Genomic DNA, 21,227 nt, shown 5'->3' with positions numbered 1-21,227 from the left:
CATTGGAGAGCACCATGAAAGTGCTTGTCGCCTATGCCACGAGTGAAGGGCACACGCGCAGGATCGCCCGGCACGTATCCGACAGGATCGTCGATGCGGGGCATGGAGTGGAGTTGCTGGCGCTGGGCGACGCGCAGGACATTCACCTTGGGCGCTTTGATCGCGTGATCTTTGCCGCATCGTTGCATGTCGGGCACTACCAACGCGCGCTGGCGGATTTCGTGGGTGAGCGGGCAAATGATTTGGCGGGCACGCCGTCGTTGCTCTTGTCTGTATCGCTGGCCGCAGCCGGACACGAAGCCGAAGACTGGCGCGATCTTGCGCGGATCGCGGAAGAGTTCGAAGAGGCCACCGGCTGGCACCCGGACGAAGTTGTGCAGGTTGCAGGAGCCTATCTGCCGTCGCGCTACGATATTGTGCGCCGTCTGATCATGCGCCGGATCATCGCAAAGAAAGACCCCGATGCCGATCTGGATGCAGACAAGGTTTACACGGACTGGACCGCGCTGGATGCGCAGATCGATGCGTGGATGCGCGCGCGCAGATAGGGGGAGACGGGGGCTGTTCTTGTTCGGGCGCGTGGTGGTGCATATCTTCTGATTGACCCTGAAACACGAGGAGGTTGCCCATGACAGTCGATATGCTTTCGTCCTTTTTCGGGTGGATGACCGTCTTGAATTTTGCGATTCTGGCTGTGGCCGGAATTGCCCTGATGGCCATGCGGGACTGGGCATCTGAACTTCATGCGCGCATGTTTGGCCTGGACAAGGCGGATGTGCGGCTGAGCTATTACCGCTGGCTTGCGACCTACAAGATATTGGCGCTTGTCTTTGCCTTTGTGCCGTGGCTGGCGCTGCAGATGATCTGACGCGGTTGCCCGCGCGCGGTCCGGCTGGTAGCCATGGATCAACCCGATTTCGAGGAGCCGTAAAATGGACAAGCAGACACAGATCGAACTTGAGGCCGCTGCCTTTCGCACGCTGCGCGAACACCTGATGGAAAAGCGCACGGATGTTCAGAACATCGACATGATGAACCTGGCCGGGTTTTGCCGGAACTGTCTGTCGCGCTGGTATCAGGAAGCCGCCAATGCGCGCGGCATCGAAATGTCCAAGGAAGAGGCGCGCGAAATCTACTATGGAATGCCCTATTCCGAGTGGAAGAACAAACACCAGACAGAGGCGAGTGCCGAGCAGCAGGCCGCATTCAAGGTTGCCTTTGCCGAGAACGTAGGCGAGGACAAGGCCTGAGTTACGCGCCTGACACCAGCCTTGTCAGGTTGGCATAGGCCGGGTCTTCTGCCGGGGCCGTGGGCAGGCCGGCCTGTTTCAGCCGGTCGAGCAATGTCAGCAGAATGCCAACGTCGCTGAACAATTCCTGTGTCTCGACATAGGCCGTGGACAGAGCCGGGTCATCCGCGAGCGCCTCTTGCACAAGTTGCTGCGCACGGTTTGTGTCGCCGCGCGCCACCCGCCCCGCCGCGCGGTATAGCCGCGACCGGCGGGTTTGGAAGTTCAGGCTGCGGGCCTCGTCGTTCATCTCGGCAAACCGCCCCAGTGCATAGAGGGCCGCCACGCGTTCCTCGATGATCCAGACCGGCAGGAACGGATCGAGTGTTTCGGCGTGGGTCAAGAGCTCCAGCGCGCGCTCGGCCTCTCCGGCGAAAGTGTAGAACGCCGCGCAGCGCCCCACGATATAGGCGTCGTTCGGTGCCAGTCGGAGCGCAGTTTCATGGTGGCGGCGGCTGGCTTCGTAGTCCCGGTTCAGCTTGATCTGCACGACGCCGAAAATGCGGTGTAGCTCTGGGTCGGAGCCGTCAAGCTCCATCGCCCGGTTCAATAGCCGTTCCGCCGTGGGCAGGTCGAAATCGGGCAGGTAGGACCAGGCGCAGATTTCCATGGCGATCGGACGGGCGAACCCCGGGTCGGCGGCCTGCGAGCGCCTGAACCACTCGCGCGCCTCGAAGGCGTAATGATCGGCCACTCCCCCCATCCGGTGTTTTTCCAGCCCGCGAAGATAATATTCGTAGGCGCTCATGTTTTCGGGGCGCTTCTGGCGTACGGCGCCGATTTCGGCGTGGTCGATCCGGCCGTAAACCGTCGCCGCCACCCGCGCAACGATCTCCTCCATCGCGTCAAGCAACTCGTCAAAGGGGCGCTGGATGCGGTCCGACCAGACAAGACCGCCATCGGTGGTATTTGACAGGCTGACGTTCAGTCGCACGCGTGGACCCAGTTTGCGCACCGCTCCGGTCAACACGTAGCGCACGCCAAGCGCCTTGCCGATCTCGACCGGGTCCTCGGTGTTCAGCATGCTGGATGCCGTACGCGAACTGACAAATAGCGAACGGATCATGCCAAGTTCGTGGATGATGTCTTCGCTCAGCCCCTCGGCCAGAAAGGACTGGTTCTCGTCCTCTGTCGGACCCGTACGAAAGGGCACGACTGCGATCGAGTTCGGACGATATGCCGATTGCGGCGCGGGGACGGTTGGGGCCTTCTGAAACACGTGGCGGTCCATCGACGCGCTGACGCGCATGACCTGTAACGGCTCGGACAGGCCCTTGAAGAGCCGCTCGCCCATGTCGGAGAACGTGCACGGGGATACCCTGCGCACGTGCTGGAACAGCGTGCCGGACACGTCGATTTCGCCGGGGTCTGCGCCCTGTTGCAACCGAGCGGCAATATTCACCCCGTCGCCGCGCAGGTCTTCATCCACGCAAACGACATCGGCAATGTGGAGACCAAAGCGCATGTCCCGTGGAGACAGGCCCTGCGCCGACGCCATTTGGGACCGCGCCTCGATGGCCGCCTTCAGAGCATTCACTGGGCTGTCGAACTCGGCAAGGATGGCGTCGCCCGCCGTATTGAAGACCCGCCCGCCATAGTGCTGGATACAGGATGACACCATGTCCAATCCAAGCACGACCCGTTCCAAGGCAGCCTCTTCATCAGCCTGCATCGCCGGGGTCGACCCGACAAAATCTCCGACCATGATCGTGGCGAGTTTTCTTTCCAAGGACCCGCTCCGCTGTTTGCGCATGATCATGCTACCGCAATTTCCGATTCAAACCAACGTTGGCTGGAGTGCCACGCAAACTTGATCCACCTCATCGGATGCGATCTCGTGCCCTGCTAGACTGAATGGAACGGCAAGGAGACGTACATGCGTGCAATGGTTCTAGAGCAGCAGGGTCAGCCTTTGGTGTTGCGTGACATACCCTGTCCGACGCCTGGGCCGGGGCAGGTTCTGATCCGAGTCGAGGCGTGTGGTGTTTGCCGTACGGATTTGCATGTCGCTGACGGAGATCTCACATCGCCCAAGCTGCCGCTTGTGCCGGGGCATGAGGTCGTCGGGCGCATCGCTGCGCTGGGGCTGGATGTGACGGGGTATGCCGAAGGGCAGAGAGTGGGGGTGCCGTGGCTTGGACATGCCTGCGGGACGTGTCCCTATTGCGCGGACCATCGGGAAAACCTGTGCGACGCACCGTTGTTCACGGGGTATACCTTTGACGGGGGCTATGCAGAGTATTGTCTGGCCCATACGGATTTTACCTTTGTCCTGCCGGAGGACGGCGACCCGGTTGCCCTTGCTCCGCTGCTCTGTGCCGGGTTGATCGGGTATCGCAGCCTGTCTCTCGCAGGAGAGGGCAAGGTTCTGGGGTTGTATGGTTTTGGCGCAGCGGCGCATATCCTGTGCCAGATCGCCGTCTGGCAGGACCGCAAGGTGCTGGCCTTTACCAGCGAAGGCGACCGCGAGGCGCAGGATTTCGCCCGGCGGCTGGGGGCGGCATGGGCTGGTGCATCGACCGAGCCAAGCCCCGAACCGCTGGATGCGGCGATTCTGTTTGCGCCGGTGGGGGCGCTTATTCCGAAGGCGCTGAAGGACGTGCGCAAGGGCGGGCGCGTTGTGTCGGGGGGCATCCACATGAGTGACATCCCGGCCTTTCCTTATGCGGATCTGTGGGAAGAACGCGAAATCCGCTCTGTGGCCAACCTGACCCGCGCGGACGGGGACGCGTTCTTTCCGCTGGCCGCGGCGGCGGGGGTTCAAACCGAGACGACGGTCTATCCGCTGGAGGACGCGAACAGGGCGCTCGACGATTTGCGGGCGGGGCATTTGCAGGGGGCGGCGGTGCTGGTGCCCTGAGCCGCTCCGCGCAAATTTGCACATACCCTGTGTCATCTTTTGCCTTTTGTGCGTTGGTGGCGGGGTTATCTTGGCGGTAGTATCGTAACCAAGGAGAGACGCCATGAGCACGCGCCTGCCAACTTATTTTATCTCGCATGGCGGGGGACCGTGGCCATGGATTCCCGAGATGGCCGCCGAGTTTGCGCCATTGGCCGAGTCTCTGGCCAGAATGCCCGAGCAAATCGCTACCCGCCCCAAGGCCGTGCTGATGATCTCTGGCCATTGGGAGGGGAATGAATACGCCGTCATGTCCTCGCCTCGCCCGCCGATGGTGTACGATTACTATAACTTCCCGGCTCACACTTACGAGATCAGCTATCCCGCCCCGGGTGCGCCCGATTTGGCCGAAGAGGTCGCGCAGTTGATTTCGGATGCGGGGCTTCCAACCCGGCTTGATGCTGCACAGGGGTTTGATCATGGCACGTTCGTGCCGATGGCGGTCATGTACCCAAAGGCCGATGTGCCCCTTTTGCAAGTGTCGATGCGCCAGTCCTATGACCCGGCGGAGCATTTTGCACTTGGACGCGCGCTGGCCCCCCTGCGCGATCAGGGGGTGCTGATCGTGGGGTCGGGGCTTAGCTTTCACAACCTGCGGCTTTTCAATCCCTCAGCCAAGGAGCCGTCGGAGAAATTCGACGCCTGGCTTGGTGAGGTTCTCAAACGATCCCCCGCCGAGCGCACCGCGCAGTTGCTTGACTGGGAACAGGGTCCATTTGCCCGCGTGTGTCACAAGGAAGAAGATCATCTCGTACCGCTGTTCGTGGCCCTCGGGGCCGCCGAGGCCGATGTCGCAAGCCGCGTCTATCATCAGGAGAACATCCGAGGCGGCGTGACGGCATCAAGCTATCGCTTTGGATAGGGGGCGGTGAAGGCAAAGACCCTTGAGCAATGGCGCGCTGACCGCTAGACACCTCGAAGATTTTCAGGAGCCCGCCCGCCCATGTCGATGAACAGCTTTGGCCACCTTTTCCGCGTCACCACCTGGGGCGAGAGCCATGGGCCCGCCCTTGGCGCAACGGTGGATGGCTGTCCTCCGGGCGTGCCGATTGAGGCGGACATGCTTCAGCACTGGCTTGACAAGCGGCGCCCTGGTCAGAACAAGAACACGACCCAGCGCAACGAACCGGACGCGGTGAAAATCCTGTCCGGCGTTTTCGAGGGCCAGTCCACCGGGACGCCGATCCAGCTGATGATCGAGAACACCGATCAGCGCAGCAAGGATTACGGTGACATTTCCGAAACCTTCCGGCCCGGCCATGCCGATATCACCTATTGGCAGAAATACGGCATCCGCGACTATCGTGGCGGCGGGCGCAGTTCTGCGCGCGAGACGGCCGCGCGGGTTGCCGCCGGGGGCGTGGCGCGCGAGGCGATCAAGGCGCTGGCTCCGAATGTCGAAATCACCGGCTACATGGTGGCGATGGGCGATCTCGAGATTGACCGCAGCACGTTTGACTGGGACGCCATCGGGCAGAATGATTTCTGGATCCCGCAAGGCCCCGAAGTGGCGCAGGAATGGGAAGCCCATCTTCTGGCCCTGCGCAAGGCGCATGACTCGGTTGGTGCCATTGTCGAGGTCGTGGCGCGCAACGTGCCCGCCGGTCTGGGCGCGCCTGTCTATGGCAAACTCGACACCGATCTGGCCGCCGCGATGATGTCGATCAACGCGGTCAAAGGCGTGGAGATCGGGGAAGGCATGGCTGCGGCGCGTCTCAGGGGCACCGAGAATGCCGACGAGATCACCATGGGCGAGAATGGCCCGGAATACAGTTCCAACCACGCCGGGGGCATTCTTGGCGGGATTTCCACCGGGCAGGACGTCGTTGTTCGGTTTGCGGTGAAGCCCACGTCGTCGATCCTGTCTCCGCGCAAGTCGATCCGCAAGGACGGCAGCCCGATCGACGTGATTACCAAGGGCCGTCACGATCCCTGCGTGGGCATTCGTGCCGTCCCGGTCGGGGAAGCGATGATGGCCTGCGTGATCCTCGACCACATGCTCTTGCATCGTGGGCAGGTCGGAGAAAACCGCGGCAAGATCGGCTGACATGCAGGGCTTGCGGGATCAGCTACGCCGGGTCGCCTCCGAGCATATGGCAACTGACCCTGCCCATGATCTTGCTCATCTTGACCGTGTCTGGGCCAATGCCCAGCGGATTGCAGCGGACATAACCAACGTGGACAAGCCGGTTTTGCTGGCGGCCTGTTACCTGCACGATCTTGTCAACCTGCCCAAGGATGCGCCCAACCGCGCCAAGGCGTCGACTCTGGCGGCGGACGCGGCGGGTCCGATCCTTTACGCACTGGGCTTTGCGCCGGAAGCGATTGCAGCGGCACGCCATGCTATCAAGGCGCACAGTTTTTCGGCAGGTATTCCTCCAAAGACACCCGAAGCCCGTATCCTGCGCGATGCGGATCGTCTCGATGCGCTGGGTGCGATTGGGATTGCCCGTTGCTTTGCCGTCTCCGGTGCACTGGGGCGCACGTTTTACGATCCGGGTGATCCTTTTGCCTCGGGCAGGGAACTGGATGACACGGCGTTTGCGCTCGATCATTGGCCTGCCAAGCTTTTGCGCCTGCCGGAAGATATGCTCACAGAGGCGGGGCGCGCCCTAGCGCAAGAACGCTGCGCCCGGATGCTGCGCTTTATCGACGGGCTGGCTGAGGAGATCGGTACAACCGGGCCTCGGGGTTGGGCCGATCCGACATGACCCAGATCCTTGCCATCACCTTTCCGATCTATGCCGCCATCGCGATTGGCTACCTGATCGTCTGGCGCGGGTGGTTCAAACCTGCGGATCTGCGTGTGCTGGGCAAATACGTGATGGATATCGCGCTGCCTGCCTTGATCTTTCACGCCGTGGCAAGCCGCAATCTGTCTGAGGTCATACGGCCCGACTACATGCTGGTTTTCCTTGTGGGCGGCGTTCTGACACTCGGATTGAGTTTCGCATGGTTCAGCCTCACCGCCGCCGACCGCCCGCGGCGCGCGATCGCCGTGATGGGGTCGACCTGTCCCAATTCCGGCTTCGTGGGCTATCCGACCATGCTTTTGGTGTTCCCCGATCTGGCCGGGGTGATCCTTGCCCTCAATATGCTGGTGGAAAACGTGGTCCTGATCCCGCTCTGCCTGATGTTGATGGAGCTGGCCAAGGATCAGCCGGGCCTGTCGCCGATGCGGTTGATCGGCAAGGTGCTCTGGGGCGTGCTGCGCCGTCCGATGGTGATCGGCCTGCTATTGGGTCTGTTGGTGTCCCTGCTGCAAATCCCGCTGCCCGGTCCCGCCGCGCGCCTGTTCCAGATGCTTGCGGCCTCGGCGTCGGCCCTGTCGCTGATCGTGATCGGGGGATCGCTGGTGGGCCTGCCGATGAAGGGCAACTGGAAGATGGCCGTGCAAATTGCCTTGGGCAAGCTGATCCTGCACCCCGTTCTGGTCGCCCTGAGTGCGGCGGCGCTGATGGCATTGGGCTGGGTGGTGCTGCCTGCTGATCTGCACGTGGCGGTGATCCTGTCGGCGGCGATGCCGATGTTTGGCATCTACACGGTTCTGGCTCAGGAACAGGGGCTGGAAGGAGCCGCGTCCATCGCGATGCTGATGGCCACCTCGGGCGCCTTTGTCACGCTTTCGGTGCTGCTTTTCCTGTTGGTCTGAGGCCTTACCACGCGACCGGCACGCGCAAGGGGCCGCGAAACGCCCAGCCGCCAAAGGGCGCCGCGCCATCAAGGTGAAGATCCGGCAGCGTTTCAAAGATCATCGGCAAGGCCACCTCGGCAATCAGACAGCGCGCGGCCCATGCCCCCGCACAGAAATGCGGGCCTGCGCCAAAGCTGATTGCCGGGCCGCAATCCTGCGTGATGTCAAAGACATCCGGTCGCGCAAACACCGCTTCGTCCCGATTGCCCGAGCCGAACATCAGGAACACCCGGTCCTCCGGCTCAAAACGCACGCCTTGGGTTTCATAGGGTTGAGCCACCCGGCGCGGTGACATGCCGATGGGTGAAATCCAGCGGGCGTATTCCTCGAAGACCTGCTGCCACGTGGCCACACCGTCGCGCACCAACGCAAGCTGATCAGGGTGGGTCAGCAGCGCCCAAACAGCCCCGGCAATCGCGTCGCGCGGTTCATTCTGCCCGCCGCTGATCGCCAGCTTCACATTGGCGCGGATCGCTTCCATCGGCAGGCCCGCCTCCAGCATGACCGACAAAAGCGAGTGATCCGGCGTGGTCTTGAGATCAAGCATGCGCGCGTCGATATGGGCGTCGATCGAGGCTGTGCAATCATGGCATTGGGCCTCGACCTCGGGGTCGCCTGCGTAATTGGCGCAGCCGTCGATCATGCCCTGGCTGACCCTGTCCATCTCCTGCCAGGTCATATTGGTCAGACCCGTCATCGCCTTGAGCGCCTCACCGGAAATGGGGCGCGCGATTTCGGCCACAAGATCGGTTGCGCCTTGAGGTTTGACCCGCTCCAGTACATCGCGCGTCGCCGCTTCGAACTGGGCCTTCCAGACGTCCCGCACGGTCTTGGGCGATACGGTGGGGAAGATCGCCTTGCGCTCGGCCGCGTGATCCGCACCATCCTTGCGCATCATGTTCTGCCCCATGAGCACGGTCATCAACCCGTCCGGCTGATCCGAGGAAAACACCTCGATCTTCTTCTCGTTTTCAAAAATTGCATCGCGCCGCGTGATCAGCGTTGAGCCCAGTTGCGGAACATAGGCGATCGGCGCCTCGGCCCGCATCTGCTTGAGCATGGGGTAGGGGTCTTGCCAGAAATCCTGCGGGTCAATCTCGAACACGGGGGCGTTGGACATGGGGCGGGTCTCCTCCGCCTTCCAGTCTTTCAGCCCCTGTGTCTGAGGGCAAGCTCTGCGCGTTATTGAAACAAGTTTGCGTAGGTCTCTCGCAGTGCCTTTTTCTGTACCTTGCCCATGGTGTTACGGGGCAACTCAGGCAGGAAGATCACGGTCTTGGGTTGTTTGAACTTGGCCAGTTGCGCGGCCAGCGGTGCGGTGATCGCTTCGGGTGTTGGGGCGTCGCCCTCGGGCACGACAACCGCCACGACGGCCTCGCCAAAATCGGGGTGGGGCACGCCGATCACGGCGCTTTCCTTGATGCCGGGCAGGTCGTCGATCAGGCTTTCGACCTCTTTGGGATAGACGTTGAACCCGCCGGTGATCACCAGATCCTTGTCACGCCCGACAATGGTGACATAGCCGTCCGCGTCCATCCTGGCCAAATCTCCGGTGATGAACCAGCCATCGGGCAACAGCTCTTCGGCGGTCTTTTCCGGCATCTGCCAATAGCCCTGAAACACGTTGCGGCCGCGCACTTCCAAAACGCCAATTTCGCCCTGCGCGAGTTCTTCCTCTTTAAGCCGGATGCGCGCCTCGACGCCGGGCAAGGGGAACCCCACCGTGCCGGCGCGCCGTTCCCCGTCATAGGGGTTCGAGGTGCTCATGTTGGTTTCGGTCATGCCATAGCGTTCGAGAATCCGATGCCCGGTGCGGGCCTCCCATTTTTCATGCGTGTCCACCAGAAGGGGCGCAGAGCCGGAAATGAACAGGCGCATGTTGGCGGCGCGCGTCCTGTCGAGGCGCGGATCGTCCAGAAGCCGTGTGTAGAAGGTTGGCACCCCCATCAGGCTGGTGGCACGCGGCATAGCCTCAAGAATGGCATCGGCGTCGAACTTGGCAAGGAACACCACCGATGCCCCGGCCAGAAGTGCCACGTTGGTTGCCACGAAAAGCCCATGCGTGTGAAAGATCGGCAGGGCGTGGATCAGCACGTCCTGGTCGGTAAAGCGCCAGGTGTCGCGCAAGGTTTCAGAGTTGGAAGACAGGTTGTCATGGCTCAGCATTGCGCCCTTGGAGCGCCCTGTGGTGCCCGAGGTATACAGGATCGCGGCGAGGTCATCTGCGGCGCGCGCTACGGGTGTGAAACCGGTCTGAGCGGTTGCAGCGTCGGCCATGCTGCCTGCGCCGTTCGCATCCAGCGTCATGACCTTTGCATCCCCTGCGATCCCGGCAATGTCCGCTTCCCGCGCCGGGTCGCAAACCACGACGCGCGGTGTGGCATCCCCAAGGAAATAGGCGACCTCGGGCGTGGTATAGGCGGTGTTCAGCGGCAGGAAGACCCCGCCAGCCATGACCGTGCCCAGATATAGCTGGATCGCTTCGATGGTTTTCTCGACCTGCACCGCCACCCGGTCACCCGGTTCAACGCCCAATGTCTGCAAGGCTGCGGCCATGTGCTCCGCCCCGGCAAAAAGCGCGCCAAAAGAGATCGGGGCACGCCCCGGACTCTCGGCAAACACCCGGTCATCCTGCCCCAGAGACGCGGCGCGCAGGCGCGCGATCAGGTGGTTTTGCTCATACATGCGGGAGGCCTCCTTTGAACGTGTCCATGTCTTCGCGCCCTGTCAGGCAAAGATCAAGGGGGAGGTTTCCACAAGGCGATTAAGCTGTTAACAAAATGGTGTTTCGATCGACAGGGTGTCGCCATGAATCCGGCCCGTGGAATTCTCTATATGCTTGTTGCCGTGGGCCTGTTTTCGGTCATGGCTGCGTTCATCAAGGCGACGGCGGGCCATGTTCCAACCGGGCAGGCGGTGTTTTTTCGTTCAGCGATCGCTCTGCCTGTGATCGTGGCCTGGCTCTGGCAGCGCGGCGATCTCGCGACAGGGTTCAAGGTCAAGAACCCGATGGGCCATTTCTGGCGCGGTCTGATCGGCACGACGGCCATGGCGCTGGGCTTTGCGTCGCTGGGGTATCTACCGCTGCCCGAGGTGACCGCCATCGGGTTCACCGCGCCGCTCTTGACGGTGATCTTTGCCGCGATGTTTCTCGGGGAAACCGTGCGCGCCTTTCGACTCACCGCCGTGGCGATTGGCTTGGCAGGGGTCATGATCGTACTTTGGCCGCGCCTGACGATCTTTGGGGGAGGGGCCGCGACAGACGCTGCTGCGTTGGGAGTGATGCTGGTTCTTGGGTCCGCGGTCTTTCGCGCGCTGGCGCAGATTCACATCCGCAAGCTGGTGCAATCGGAAGAGACTTCCGCCATCGTGTTCTACTTCTCGCTCACCGCGACCGGCCTGTCGCTTTTGACGCTGCCCTTTGGCTGGGTGATCCCGACGGGGTGGGAAATGCTGCTGTTGATCGGTGCCGGGTTGCTGGGGGGCATTGCCCAGATTTTTCTGACAACAAGCTACCGATATGCCCCGGCTTCAACCGTGGCGCCGTTCGACTACTCGGCGATCCTGTTTGCGCTGGTGATTGGCTATGCCTGGTTTGACGAAGTGCCCACGCCCTTCATGCTCGTCGGCGCCGCGATCATCATTTTTGCCGGGGTTCTGATCATTTGGCGCGAACGCCAGCTCGGCCTGAAACGCTCGGCGCGCAAGACCATGACACCGCAAGGTTGACCGCCTGATCTTTCTTTTTCTCAAAATACCCCCGGGGTGAATTGCCCCGGCCGGGGCAAGAGGGGGCAGCGCCCCCTCCCACCGATCTCAGATCAGATCGCCGACAGATCGGGATCAAGCGTCACCGTCCACAGTTCGGTATCCGCACGGTCCATGAGGCGCACGGTCATCTGCTGCGTGGCGCCGTCAATATCGACGAGACCGAAGAACTGAAGTCCCATGCTCGGTGGCAGGTTGACCCCTTGCTCCTTGGTCGGCGCCTTGACGTATTTCACCTCTGGTCCGAACGTCATGTCGAGCGCGTTGGGGCCAAAGGTCCCGGCGTGCAGCGGTCCGGATACGAATTCCCAGAAGGGATCGAAATCCTGGAAGGCCGCCTTGTCGGGGTTGTAGTAATGCGCTGCGGTGTAATGCACATCCGCCGTGAACCAAACCGTGTTCCGGATGCCTTCGGTCTTGATGAATTTCAGCACATCCGCCAGCTCCAGCTCGCGCCCCTTGGCCGGGCCATTATCGCCATTGGCAATGGCTTCGACGCCAGACTGGGTTTTCCACTGGTCCCAGACCACCAGTCCGATCGGCATGTCGCAGGCGATCACTTTCCACGTGGCCTTCGAGGCGGCCAATGACCGCTTCAGCCAGGCCAGCTGCTCGGCGCCCAACAGCACAGTTTCCGGCCCCATTTCGGTTTGCATCCCGTCATTGTTCCCCGCGCGGTAGCTGCGCAGGTCAAGGAAGAACACGTCCAGCATCGGACCATAGGAGATCTTGCGATAGACCCGACCCGGCTCGGCCGGGGTATAGCGGATCGGAGTCATTTCGTGGAACGCCCGACCTGCGCGCGCGGCCAGTACATGCACGGATTTTTCCGAATAGCGATCGTCACCCATCAGGTCGCGGGTCGGCGACCAGTTGTTGACGACCTCGTGGTCATCCCATTGGTAAAAGGTCGGGCAGATGGCATTCATGGCCTGCACATGGGCATCCATCATGTTGTATTTCCATTGGCCCCGGAATTCGTCCAGCGTCTCGGCCACCTTGCGCTTCTCGTCGATCAGGGTGGTGTTCTTCCAGATCACCTCTCCGTTCTTTTCGACCGTGTCCTGCATCGGGCCGTCGGCATAGATCGTATCGCCCGAGTGGATGAAAAAGTCGGGGCGGTGCCTGGCCAATGTGGCATAGGTCGCCATGCCCTGATCATCAATGCCCCAGCCCTGACCGGCGGTGTCGCCCGACCAGGCAAAGCGGATGTCGCGTTTCTCGGTCGGTGCGGTGCGGAATTGGCCAATGATCGGCTCGCTGACGGCGTTCACGTCGTTCAGGTCGGCCGCAACAAAGCGGTAGAAGATGTCTTGGTCAGCGGGCAGCCCGTCAACCAGCCGCTTCACGGCAAGGTCGCTTTCGGGCAGCGCGTTCATCGGGGGCAGGGTGCGGGCATTGGAGAAGCTCTCGGTGGTCGAGACTTCCATCATCACGCTCGCGGGCCGATCGGTGCGGGTCCAAATCATACCAGAGGCGGCATCGACATCGCCGGACTGAACGCCATGGGTAAAAACGGGGCGCGACGCGGCACGGCTGAGTGATGGCAGGGCCAGTGTGGCGGCAAAGGCGGTGCCGCCTGCCAGAAGGGCTCGGCGGGTCGGTGTGAGAAGCTTGGTCATCGGTTTCCCTCGCGGTTTCCAAATGGGATGGGTTCACGCAAACACCTCAAGGGGAAAGGGTAACACGGCTCCGTCAGTTTTTTGAATTTTTGGTCAAGATCGTATGACAGGTCCCTATCCGGCGGGGCATGGCCGCCAAGACGCTCCGCGCGCGCGACGGGATCATGCCATGCGGATCGTGTCGATCGTCTCGCCGTTTGGGCCTTCGCATTCCGCAATGACACGGCCTGCCCCACGCCCCATTGGGGTGGTTTCCCCGGCCATCCGGCGCAGCTCTGAAAGGGAGGTGAGCGGCAATCCGGCCCGCCGCGCCCGCTCTGCGAGGTCGGGGCGTGTGGGGTGAATGGCGATACCCGCCTCGGTCACAACCGCGCCGATGGTGGTGCCGGGTGTGGTCAGGCAGGCCAGCGCTTCTACAAGCTTCGCATGTCCGCCTGCCCGCAAGGTCGTGGTTACGATCGGTAGCTTCGCCCCGGCGGCGGTGTCGGCATGTCCGCCCGATCCGCCGATGATGCGCCCGTCACTGGCACAGGTCACATTGACGTTGAAATCCGCATCGACCTCGGCAGCACCAAGGATCATTACGTCCAGTTGGCGTGCAATGCTGTCGAGGCGATCCGGGCTGGCATAAAGCTCCGCCGACATGGGCAGATGTGCCGGGTCCTCGCCATAGGATCGTACTGCGGCAAGGTCGAAGGCCTGAACATCCCAAAGCTTGCGAAACAGACCGGCGTGCAGCATGTCGACCAGCGCGCCGGTGATCCCGCCTGCCGCGAAATCCCCTGTCACACCGCAGTTTGACATCAGCGGAGCGAGCGCTCGGGCGACTGCCAGTGAGGTCGCCCCGGCCCCGGTCTGAAACGAAAAACCGTCCTGCAACAGGCCCGAACAGGCAATCAGGCGTGCTGTCAGGTCGGCGATGATCCGACCATTTTCGGAGGGCGCGCGCCCTGTGGTGCCTGACGCGATCTGGCGTGAATCGCCGATGTGGTCCACATCGACGGTCTGTTCGACCTGATCGGCCGGAATGCAGATGCGCGGGAGGGTGTCACGGCGGTGGTCCGTCAGCGCGATGACATGCGCGGCGTGCGCCGCGTCGACCATGGCATAGCCCAGCGGGCCGCAGGCCGATGGTCCGACCGCACCGGAAAGGTTGCCCAGATCATCCACGGCGGGGGCCGCTATAAAGGCGGCGTCGATCTTCAGGCGCCCGGAAGCAATCGCGGCAGCCCGCCCGCCGTGGCTTTGCAGGCGCACGGGGTGGGGCAGGGCACCTGCCTTGACGGCGTCGGCCAACGGGCCGGTCATGTAGGAGGTGGTGATCCGGCTGACAGTGCCATTTTCCATGAAGGGGACAAGCGCACCGTGCACCGGAAAAAGCGAGGATGGCGCGATATGCAGGTCGCGCAGCCCCATGTCGGAACAAGTGGCCAGCACCCGCCGCATCACGTCGTCGCCATTGCGCAGGTGATGGTGAAAGGACAGCGTGGCGCCGTCCTTTACCCCGGCCTGTTCAATGGCGGCGCGCAGGCCCGCCATCAGCTGCGGACAAGCTTCTCATAGGCTTCCGCGATCTCGCGGGTCAGGTCGCCGACTTCGAACGTGTAGTCGCCGATCTGACCCACCGGGGTCACTTCGGCGGCGGTGCCGGTCAGCCAGCACTGTTCGAACCCTTCCATTTCCTCGGGCATGATGTGGCGTTCATGCACGGTGACACCGCGCTCTTTCAGCATCCCGATCACGGTCTGACGGGTCAGACCGTTGAGGAAGCAATCGGGCAGCGGGGTGTGCACTTCGCCGTCCTTGACGAAGAAGATGTTGGCGCCGGTCGCCTCGGCCACGTAGCCGCGATAATCCATGAACAGTGCGTCGGAACAGCCCTTGGCCTCGGCCTTGTGCTTGGAGATGGTGCAGATCATGTAAAGCCCGGCAGCCTTGGCGTGCACCGGGATTGTTTCCGGAGAGGGGCGTTTGTATTCCGCGATGTCGAGCTTGGCGCCCTGCATCTTGGCGTCGCCGTAATAGGCACCCCACCCCCAGACCGCGACGGCCATGCGCACCGGGTTTCTGGCAGAGGCCACACCCATGTCTTCGCCCGAGCCGCGCCAGACAAGCGCGCGGACATAGGCATCCTGCAGGCCGGACGCCTTGAGCGCCTCTTCCTTGGCGGCTTCAATGTCGTCCACGGACCATTTCATCGGCATGTCCAGCGCCTCGGCGCTGGCGATCAGACGTTCGGAATGCTCGCGGCTTTTGAAAATCTTGCCGTTGTAGGCACGTTCGCCCTCGAATACAGACGAGGCATAGTGCATTGCATGGGTCAGGATATGCACCTTGGCATCCCGCCACGGGACCAGTTCGCCGTCCATCCAGATCACGCCGTCACGATCATCATATGCTGCGCCCGCCATGGCCGCTTCCTTTCCTTACGTCGATTTTCATTTGTTGCGCGAAAAATGGCCGAAACGGTCACAAAGTTGCGCAAAATCTGCGAGTCGCTACCAGTTGACGCTTGGAGTGTCAACAAAGCTGACGTATTGTGGCACAATAACAGGCAAAAATGAACACCGGAGGGGGCGATGGGCGACGCTACCAGCAGCAGCGAGAGCCTGCTTTTTCTCACCGACGAGCAGCTGAGGCAAGGCATCGAGGCGATGTATTTCGCCTATCGCGGCTTTACCGCGGACCCGGATCGCATTCTGGCGACCATGGCCTATGGACGGGCGCATCACCGGGCGATCCACTTCATCAAGCGTGCGCCGGGGACGACTGTTACCAATCTTCTGGCCATTCTTGGTGTGACCAAGCAGTCGCTGAACCGGGTGTTGCGCACCCTGATTGAGGATGGACTGGTCGAGAGCCGCGTCGGCACCACCGACCGGCGCGAACGTAACCTTTACCTGACCGAGGCAGGCGAGGCGCTGGAAAACCGCCTGTCGGATGCGCAGCGCGCGCGCATGCGGTCGGCCTATCGTGATGCCGGTCCAGAGGCTGTGGCTGGTTTTCGTCGGGTGCTTGAGGCGATGATGGACGGCGAGTTGCAGCGCCAGTACCTGTCACTACGCGAAACCGGACAATAGGGGGCATCATGAACGACGTTGCGCCTCATCTTTTGATTGTCGATGACGACGAACGCATTCGCGGCCTGTTACGCAAGTTCCTCATGCGGCATGGGTTTCTTGTCACGGCGGCGCGCGATGCCGCCCACGCGCGGCGTATTCTGTCGGGTCTGGATTTCGACCTGATCGTTCTGGACGTGATGATGCCAGGTGAAGACGGCATGAGCCTGACCCGGGCCATTCGGGAAACGTCGATGACGCCGGTCCTACTCTTAACGGCAAAGGGAGAGACCGAAGACCGGATTGCCGGGCTTGAGGCGGGGGCGGATGATTATCTTGCCAAGCCGTTCGAACCCAAGGAATTGCTCCTGCGGATCAACGCGATCCTGCGGAGGATGCCGGAGCCGGACGAGGCCGACACGGTGCCTAAGGTGCTGCACCTTGGGTCGATCCGTTATGACATCGACCGGGGCGAGATGTGGCAGGGCGACGCGCCGGTGCGGCTTACCGCGACCGAGGCCCAGCTCATGCGGATCTTTTCAGCAAACCCAGGCGAACCGATCACGCGCGCCAAGCTGGTCGAAGACCTCGGGCGCGACAAGGGGCAGGCGCAGGAGCGCGCCGTGGATGTGCAGATCACGCGATTGCGTCGCAAGATCGAAGAGGACCCCAAGCAGCCGCGTTATCTGCAGACAGTACGGGGTGCGGGCTATATGCTGGCGCCCGACTGACGCTGCGCCGCCCGTGATGGGCGTTGGAAGTTGAGTATTTTGGGCAAAATGAAAGAGGGACGATGACCACCGCCTTGTTCACCCATCCCGATTGCATGCAGCATGTCACCCCATCGGGCCATCCCGAGCAGGTGGCGCGGCTGGAACACATCTACGGCGCTTTGTCGGCGCTGCAGTTTCAGGCTCTGGACCGACGCACGGCGCCGCTGGCCAGCGATGAAGACCTGACCTTGTGCCATCCGCAGAGCCATATCGACGCCATCGCCGCGGCCGAGCCCGAAACCGGGGCGGTGCCGTTGGATGGCGATACATGGATGTCTTCCGGTTCCATGCAGGCAGCGCGGCGCGCGGCGGGGGCTTGTATTGCGGCGGTGGACGCGGTTCTGGACGAAGAGGTGGGCAACGCCTTTGTCGCCTGTCGCCCGCCGGGACACCATGCCGAGCAAAGCACACCGATGGGCTTCTGTCTTTTTGGTAATGCTGCGATTGCTGCAAAACACGCGCTTGAGCGGCATGGGCTGTCGCGTGTCGCGGTGGTGGATTTCGACGTGCATCACGGCAACGGCACGCAGGCGCTCTTGTGGGACGAGCCGCGAAGCTATTTCATCTCTTCGCATCAGAACCCGCTATGGCCCGGAACCGGCATGGCCGAGGACACAGGCGCGAGCGGCAACATCCACAACCTGCCCCTGCCACCGCATAGTGACGGCCGCCTGATGCGTGCCACCTACGAAGCAGAGGCATTTCCGGCACTGGAGCGATTCAAGCCGGAACTCCTGATCATATCGGCTGGCTTTGATGCCCATGCCGCCGATCCGCTGGCGCAGTTGAACTGGACCAGCGACGATTTCGCATGGATCACAGGGCGGCTGTGTGACCTGGCCGATATCCATTGCGGCGGACGGATCGTCTCGACTCTGGAAGGCGGATATGATCTGAACGCGCTGGCGGCTTCGGTCGCGGCCCACGTGAGTGTCTTGATGGAGAGAGCGGGATGAGTGACACGCCAGTCAGTGAGTTGAGCTTTGAAGCGGCCATGGCCGAGCTGGAAAAGGTTGTTGGCCAACTGGAACGCGGTGACGTGGCGCTTGAGGATTCCATCAAGCTTTATGAGCGCGGCGCGGAATTGAAGAAGCGGTGCGAAGCCAAGCTCAAGGAAGCCGAGGAAAAGGTCGCGGCGATCACGCTGGACGGCGACGGCAACCCGGCTGGGCTCAAGCCCGTTGATGGTCTCTGACGCGCGAACCGACAGGGGCTGATACGTGTTCCAATCCCATCTGAAAGATGCCGCCCAGCGGGTAGAGGCGCATTTGCAAACTGTCATGGCTCCGATGGGCGATCTGCCTGTTGTCGAGGCCATGCGCTATGCCAGCGCGGGCGGCAAACGGTTGCGGGCCTTTCTCGTGCTGGAAAGTGCGCGCCTGCACGGAATCGACCCGGATCAAGCGATTTGGCCCGCGACCGCGATCGAAGCCATTCACGCCTATAGCCTTGTGCATGATGACCTGCCCTGCATGGACGATGACGCGTTGCGTCGCGGCCTGCCAACGGTGCATGTCAAATGGGACGAATGCACGGCCGTCTTGGCGGGCGATGCGCTGCATACGTTGGGGTTTGAATGTGTCAGCCGCCCGGAATGCCACCCTGATCCGGCCGTGCGTGCGGCTCTGACCGTGACGCTGGCGCGTGCTGCGGGGGCGCAGGGCATGGTGCTGGGTCAGGCGCTCGACATCGCGGCGGAAACGGCGCCCGAGCCCCTGTCCCTTGAGGAAATCACCCGGTTGCAGGCGGGCAAGACCGGCGCGTTGATCGCGTGGTCTGCCAGTGTCGGCGCGGTGATGGCCGGGGCCGAGACGGCCCCTTTGCAGCGCTATGCAGAGGACCTGGGGCTTGCCTTCCAGATTGCCGACGACATTCTGGATGTCGAAGGGGACGCGGCCAAGGTAGGCAAGGCCGTGGGCAAGGATGCCGAGGCCGGAAAAGCAACTTTCGTATCCCTCATGGGGCTGGAAGGCGCGCGGGATCGTGCCGAAGCGCTGGTGGAAGATGCCTGCGTGGCGCTTTCGCCGTATGGAAACAAGGCCGATGCCTTGCGGGAAGCCGCCCGTTTCGTTATCTCGCGAGACAGCTAACAAAAAGGCGAGGCCATGTCAGCCAGACCCGATACCCCCCTGCTAGACCGGGTGCAAAGCCCGGCGGACCTGAAACAGTTCTCGGATGCCGAGTTGACTCAGGTGGCAAAGGAATTGCGTTCGGAAACCATTTCCGCCGTTTCCGAAACCGGCGGACACCTTGGCGCCGGGCTTGGCGTGGTTGAGCTGACCGTGGCGCTGCATGCGGTGTTCGACACGCCACGTGACAAGCTGATCTGGGATGTGGGACACCAGTGTTACCCACACAAGATCCTGACCGGACGGCGGGATCGCATCCGCACCTTGCGTCAGGAAGGTGGGCTGAGTGGTTTCACTAAGCGCTCCGAGAGCGTCTATGACCCGTTTGGCGCGGCGCATTCCTCGACCTCGATTTCCGCCGCACTTGGCTTTGCCGTAGCGCGCGATCTGGGCGGGCAGTGCGATGGTGGCCTTGGCGATGCGATTGCGGTGATCGGGGATGGGTCGATCTCGGCCGGTATGGCCTATGAAGCGATGAACAATGCCGGGCATCTCGACAAGCGCCTGTTCGTGATCCTGAACGACAATGACATGTCGATTGCGCCGCCTGTAGGGGCGATGTCGTCCTATCTTTCGCGACTTTACGCAGGCGAGCCGTTCCAGGAATTCAAGGCAGCGGCCAAGGGCGCTGTCTCGCTGTTGCCCGAACCCTTCCGCGAAGGTGCGAAGCGCGCCAAGGAAATGATCAAGGGCATGGCGGTTGGCGGGACGCTTTTCGAGGAGCTTGGGTTCTCTTACGTGGGGCCCATTGACGGGCATGACATGGATCAGCTCTTGCCTTTGCTGCGCACCTTGCGCCAGCGGGCGACAGGGCCGGTGATGCTCCATATCATCACCAAGAAGGGCAAGGGCTATGCCCCGGCCGAGGCCGCGCGGGATCGGGGCCATGCCACCGCCCGTTTTGACGTCGTGACCGGCAAACAGTTCAAGGCACCCTCCAACGCGCCATCCTATACTGCAACGTTCGGCAAGGCGCTGGTGGACGAGGCTGCGCGGGATGACCGCATCTGTGCCGTGACCGCCGCGATGCCGGATGGTACCGGTTTGAACCTTATGGCGGAGCGTTATCCCAGCCGCTGTTTTGACGTGGCGATTGCCGAGCAGCATGGCGTGACCTTTGCCGCCGCGCTGGCGGCGGGTGGAATGAAGCCATTCTGCGCGATGTATTCGACATTCCTGCAGCGTGGCTATGATCAGGTGGTGCATGACGTTGCGATCCAGCGCCTGCCGGTGCGCTTTGCGATTGACCGTGCCGGGTTAGTTGGTGCGGACGGGGCGACCCATGCCGGGTCGTTCGACATTGCCTATATGGCGAACCTGCCCGGCATGGTGGTCATGGCCGCCGCCGATGAGGCGGAACTGGTCCATATGGTCGCCACCGCTGCTGCCCACGATGAGGGGCCGATTGCCTTCCGCTACCCGCGTGGAGAGGGGGTGGGCGTTGACCTGCCCGAGCGCGGAGAGGTGCTGGAGATTGGCAAGGGTCGGATGATCCAGCAGGGCAAACGCGTGGCGCTGTTGTCGCTGGGCACGCGTCTTGAAGAGGTGCGCAAAGCCGCCGAAGCGCTGTCGGCCAGGGGAATCGCGCCGACGATTGCAGATGCGCGGTTTGCCAAGCCTCTGGATGAAGCGATGATTCTTGATCTTGCTGCCAATCACGAGGCGCTGATCACCATTGAAGAGGGCGCGATTGGTGGCTTTGGCAGCCATGTCGCGCAGCTTCTGGCGGAAAACGGCGTGTTTGATAACGGTCTGAAGTATCGTTCGATGGTGCTGCCCGATACGTTCATTGATCAGGCCAGCCCGAAGGCAATGTATGACGTGGCGGCGATGAATGCCGAGCAGATCGAGGCCAAGGTGCTGGATGTGCTGGGAATCGCGACACTGGACACGCGGCGCGCCTGAGACCCTTCTGGGTGGCGCTCCCGCCCCTTTGGCACGCAGGCAAGCTGCGCCCCAAAGCGTTGGGCCGGGCGGCGCTGCCCCGTGCCGGG

General features: G+C 62.3%; 21 protein-coding genes. 15 read left to right on the top strand and 6 right to left on the bottom strand.

Annotated elements, in window-relative coordinates:
* Positions 1–14: 14 nt before the first annotated feature.
* From ACS3QZ_RS12870 to ACS3QZ_RS12860, 3 genes are all read left to right on the top strand, one after another.
* Positions 15–548 (top strand): flavodoxin domain-containing protein, encoded by a 534-nt coding sequence (locus tag ACS3QZ_RS12870; RefSeq protein ID WP_456038192.1) that lies wholly within the window; start codon positions 15–17, stop codon positions 546–548.
* An 80-nt stretch (positions 549–628) separates the two neighbouring features.
* On the top strand, positions 629–868 hold the full coding sequence (locus tag ACS3QZ_RS12865) for a DUF6868 family protein (protein WP_456038190.1): 240 nt from the start codon (positions 629–631) through the stop codon (positions 866–868).
* Between the two features lie 64 nt (positions 869–932).
* On the top strand, positions 933–1,250 hold the full coding sequence (locus ACS3QZ_RS12860) for a DUF1244 domain-containing protein (protein WP_456038189.1): 318 nt from the start codon (positions 933–935) through the stop codon (positions 1,248–1,250).
* A 1-nt stretch (position 1,251) separates the two neighbouring features.
* Here ACS3QZ_RS12860 and ACS3QZ_RS12855 read toward each other — a convergent pair whose 3' ends face one another.
* The gene (locus ACS3QZ_RS12855) at positions 1,252–3,018 is read right to left on the bottom strand and encodes an adenylate/guanylate cyclase domain-containing protein (protein ID WP_456038188.1); all 1,767 of its coding nucleotides are present in this window, start codon (positions 3,016–3,018) and stop codon (positions 1,252–1,254) included.
* Positions 3,019–3,165: 147 nt separating this feature from the next.
* Here ACS3QZ_RS12855 and ACS3QZ_RS12850 point away from each other — a divergent pair, with 147 nt between their 5' ends.
* The 5 genes from ACS3QZ_RS12850 to ACS3QZ_RS12830 all read left to right on the top strand — a co-directional run bounded on the left by ACS3QZ_RS12850 (position 3,166) and on the right by ACS3QZ_RS12830 (position 7,840).
* The gene (locus ACS3QZ_RS12850; protein WP_456038187.1) at positions 3,166–4,149 is read left to right on the top strand and encodes a zinc-dependent alcohol dehydrogenase family protein; all 984 of its coding nucleotides are present in this window, start codon (positions 3,166–3,168) and stop codon (positions 4,147–4,149) included.
* A gap of 103 nt (positions 4,150–4,252) precedes the next feature.
* On the top strand, positions 4,253–5,050 hold the full coding sequence (locus tag ACS3QZ_RS12845; RefSeq protein ID WP_456038186.1) for a DODA-type extradiol aromatic ring-opening family dioxygenase: 798 nt from the start codon (positions 4,253–4,255) through the stop codon (positions 5,048–5,050).
* 81 nt (positions 5,051–5,131) lie between these two features.
* Positions 5,132–6,235, top strand: a complete 1,104-nt coding sequence (gene aroC, locus ACS3QZ_RS12840) for a chorismate synthase (RefSeq protein ID WP_456038185.1) — start codon at positions 5,132–5,134, stop codon at positions 6,233–6,235.
* Between the two features lies 1 nt (position 6,236).
* Positions 6,237–6,899 carry an HD domain-containing protein gene (locus ACS3QZ_RS12835; RefSeq protein ID WP_456038184.1) on the top strand — a complete coding sequence of 221 codons (663 nt, stop codon included), beginning with the start codon at positions 6,237–6,239 and terminating at the stop codon, positions 6,897–6,899.
* A complete protein-coding gene (locus ACS3QZ_RS12830; protein WP_093091710.1) occupies positions 6,896–7,840 on the top strand; it encodes an AEC family transporter in 945 nt (314 codons plus the stop codon). Before ACS3QZ_RS12835 ends, ACS3QZ_RS12830 begins: the two co-directional genes overlap by 4 nt.
* 4 nt (positions 7,841–7,844) lie before the next feature.
* Here ACS3QZ_RS12830 and ACS3QZ_RS12825 read toward each other — a convergent pair whose 3' ends face one another.
* Positions 7,845–9,002: a cytochrome P450 gene (locus ACS3QZ_RS12825; RefSeq protein ID WP_456038183.1), complete on the bottom strand. Its 1,158-nt coding sequence runs from the start codon at positions 9,000–9,002 to the stop codon at positions 7,845–7,847.
* A 62-nt stretch (positions 9,003–9,064) separates the two neighbouring features.
* Positions 9,065–10,567: a malonate--CoA ligase gene (locus ACS3QZ_RS12820; protein WP_456038182.1), complete on the bottom strand. Its 1,503-nt coding sequence runs from the start codon at positions 10,565–10,567 to the stop codon at positions 9,065–9,067.
* A gap of 123 nt (positions 10,568–10,690) precedes the next feature.
* Here ACS3QZ_RS12820 and ACS3QZ_RS12815 point away from each other — a divergent pair, with 123 nt between their 5' ends.
* Complete coding sequence (locus tag ACS3QZ_RS12815; RefSeq protein WP_456038181.1) at positions 10,691–11,611, top strand: DMT family transporter; 921 nt, start codon at positions 10,691–10,693, stop codon at positions 11,609–11,611.
* A gap of 92 nt (positions 11,612–11,703) precedes the next feature.
* Here the strand turns inward: ACS3QZ_RS12815 and ACS3QZ_RS12810 are convergent, their stop codons facing one another.
* From ACS3QZ_RS12810 to ACS3QZ_RS12800, 3 genes are all read right to left on the bottom strand, one after another.
* On the bottom strand, positions 11,704–13,272 hold the full coding sequence (locus tag ACS3QZ_RS12810) for an alkaline phosphatase D family protein (protein WP_456038180.1): 1,569 nt from the start codon (positions 13,270–13,272) through the stop codon (positions 11,704–11,706).
* Positions 13,273–13,434: 162 nt separating this feature from the next.
* Positions 13,435–14,811, bottom strand: coding sequence for a citrate lyase subunit alpha (locus ACS3QZ_RS12805; protein WP_456038179.1), 1,377 nt, complete (start codon positions 14,809–14,811; stop codon positions 13,435–13,437).
* Positions 14,811–15,683 carry a branched-chain amino acid aminotransferase gene (locus ACS3QZ_RS12800; RefSeq protein WP_456038178.1) on the bottom strand — a complete coding sequence of 291 codons (873 nt, stop codon included), beginning with the start codon at positions 15,681–15,683 and terminating at the stop codon, positions 14,811–14,813. Before ACS3QZ_RS12800 ends, ACS3QZ_RS12805 begins: the two co-directional genes overlap by 1 nt.
* A 168-nt stretch (positions 15,684–15,851) precedes the next feature.
* On the opposite strand from ACS3QZ_RS12800, the gene ACS3QZ_RS12795 reads away from it, so the two are divergent.
* From ACS3QZ_RS12795 to dxs, 6 genes are all read left to right on the top strand, one after another.
* Positions 15,852–16,352 (top strand): MarR family winged helix-turn-helix transcriptional regulator, encoded by a 501-nt coding sequence (locus tag ACS3QZ_RS12795; RefSeq protein ID WP_093091696.1) that lies wholly within the window; start codon positions 15,852–15,854, stop codon positions 16,350–16,352.
* Between the two features lie 8 nt (positions 16,353–16,360).
* Positions 16,361–17,062, top strand: a complete 702-nt coding sequence (locus ACS3QZ_RS12790; RefSeq protein ID WP_456038177.1) for a response regulator — start codon at positions 16,361–16,363, stop codon at positions 17,060–17,062.
* 62 nt (positions 17,063–17,124) lie between these two features.
* Positions 17,125–18,060, top strand: coding sequence for a histone deacetylase family protein (locus ACS3QZ_RS12785; protein WP_456038176.1), 936 nt, complete (start codon positions 17,125–17,127; stop codon positions 18,058–18,060).
* On the top strand, positions 18,057–18,299 hold the full coding sequence (locus tag ACS3QZ_RS12780) for an exodeoxyribonuclease VII small subunit (RefSeq protein ID WP_456038175.1): 243 nt from the start codon (positions 18,057–18,059) through the stop codon (positions 18,297–18,299). The genes ACS3QZ_RS12785 and ACS3QZ_RS12780 overlap by 4 nt, the downstream gene beginning before the upstream one ends.
* 25 nt (positions 18,300–18,324) lie before the next feature.
* The gene (locus ACS3QZ_RS12775) at positions 18,325–19,194 is read left to right on the top strand and encodes a polyprenyl synthetase family protein (protein WP_456038174.1); all 870 of its coding nucleotides are present in this window, start codon (positions 18,325–18,327) and stop codon (positions 19,192–19,194) included.
* Between the two features lie 15 nt (positions 19,195–19,209).
* Entirely contained in the window at positions 19,210–21,138 is a 1,929-nt protein-coding gene (gene dxs / locus ACS3QZ_RS12770) for a 1-deoxy-D-xylulose-5-phosphate synthase (protein WP_456038173.1), read from the top strand.
* Positions 21,139–21,227: the final 89 nt, after the last annotated feature.

This window comes from Shimia sp. W99, assembly GCF_053851455.3.
Note: the sequence above shows the minus strand (reverse complement) of the source record. Positions and strands in the feature narration are given on the sequence as shown.

Coding starts and splice junctions, on each gene's coding strand:
- ACS3QZ_RS12870 (WP_456038192.1), top strand. CDS start 15: ATGAAAGTGCTTGTCGCCTATGCCACGAGTGAAGGGCACACGCGCAGG.
- ACS3QZ_RS12865 (WP_456038190.1), top strand. CDS start 629: ATGACAGTCGATATGCTTTCGTCCTTTTTCGGGTGGATGACCGTCTTG.
- ACS3QZ_RS12860 (WP_456038189.1), top strand. CDS start 933: ATGGACAAGCAGACACAGATCGAACTTGAGGCCGCTGCCTTTCGCACG.
- ACS3QZ_RS12850 (WP_456038187.1), top strand. CDS start 3,166: ATGCGTGCAATGGTTCTAGAGCAGCAGGGTCAGCCTTTGGTGTTGCGT.
- ACS3QZ_RS12845 (WP_456038186.1), top strand. CDS start 4,253: ATGAGCACGCGCCTGCCAACTTATTTTATCTCGCATGGCGGGGGACCG.
- aroC (WP_456038185.1), top strand. CDS start 5,132: ATGTCGATGAACAGCTTTGGCCACCTTTTCCGCGTCACCACCTGGGGC.
- ACS3QZ_RS12835 (WP_456038184.1), top strand. CDS start 6,237: ATGCAGGGCTTGCGGGATCAGCTACGCCGGGTCGCCTCCGAGCATATG.
- ACS3QZ_RS12830 (WP_093091710.1), top strand. CDS start 6,896: ATGACCCAGATCCTTGCCATCACCTTTCCGATCTATGCCGCCATCGCG.
- ACS3QZ_RS12825 (WP_456038183.1), bottom strand. CDS start 9,002: ATGTCCAACGCCCCCGTGTTCGAGATTGACCCGCAGGATTTCTGGCAA.
- ACS3QZ_RS12820 (WP_456038182.1), bottom strand. CDS start 10,567: ATGTATGAGCAAAACCACCTGATCGCGCGCCTGCGCGCCGCGTCTCTG.
- ACS3QZ_RS12815 (WP_456038181.1), top strand. CDS start 10,691: ATGAATCCGGCCCGTGGAATTCTCTATATGCTTGTTGCCGTGGGCCTG.
- ACS3QZ_RS12810 (WP_456038180.1), bottom strand. CDS start 13,272: ATGACCAAGCTTCTCACACCGACCCGCCGAGCCCTTCTGGCAGGCGGC.
- ACS3QZ_RS12805 (WP_456038179.1), bottom strand. CDS start 14,811: ATGGCGGGCCTGCGCGCCGCCATTGAACAGGCCGGGGTAAAGGACGGC.
- ACS3QZ_RS12800 (WP_456038178.1), bottom strand. CDS start 15,683: ATGGCGGGCGCAGCATATGATGATCGTGACGGCGTGATCTGGATGGAC.
- ACS3QZ_RS12795 (WP_093091696.1), top strand. CDS start 15,852: ATGGGCGACGCTACCAGCAGCAGCGAGAGCCTGCTTTTTCTCACCGAC.
- ACS3QZ_RS12790 (WP_456038177.1), top strand. CDS start 16,361: ATGAACGACGTTGCGCCTCATCTTTTGATTGTCGATGACGACGAACGC.
- ACS3QZ_RS12785 (WP_456038176.1), top strand. CDS start 17,125: ATGACCACCGCCTTGTTCACCCATCCCGATTGCATGCAGCATGTCACC.
- ACS3QZ_RS12780 (WP_456038175.1), top strand. CDS start 18,057: ATGAGTGACACGCCAGTCAGTGAGTTGAGCTTTGAAGCGGCCATGGCC.
- dxs (WP_456038173.1), top strand. CDS start 19,210: ATGTCAGCCAGACCCGATACCCCCCTGCTAGACCGGGTGCAAAGCCCG.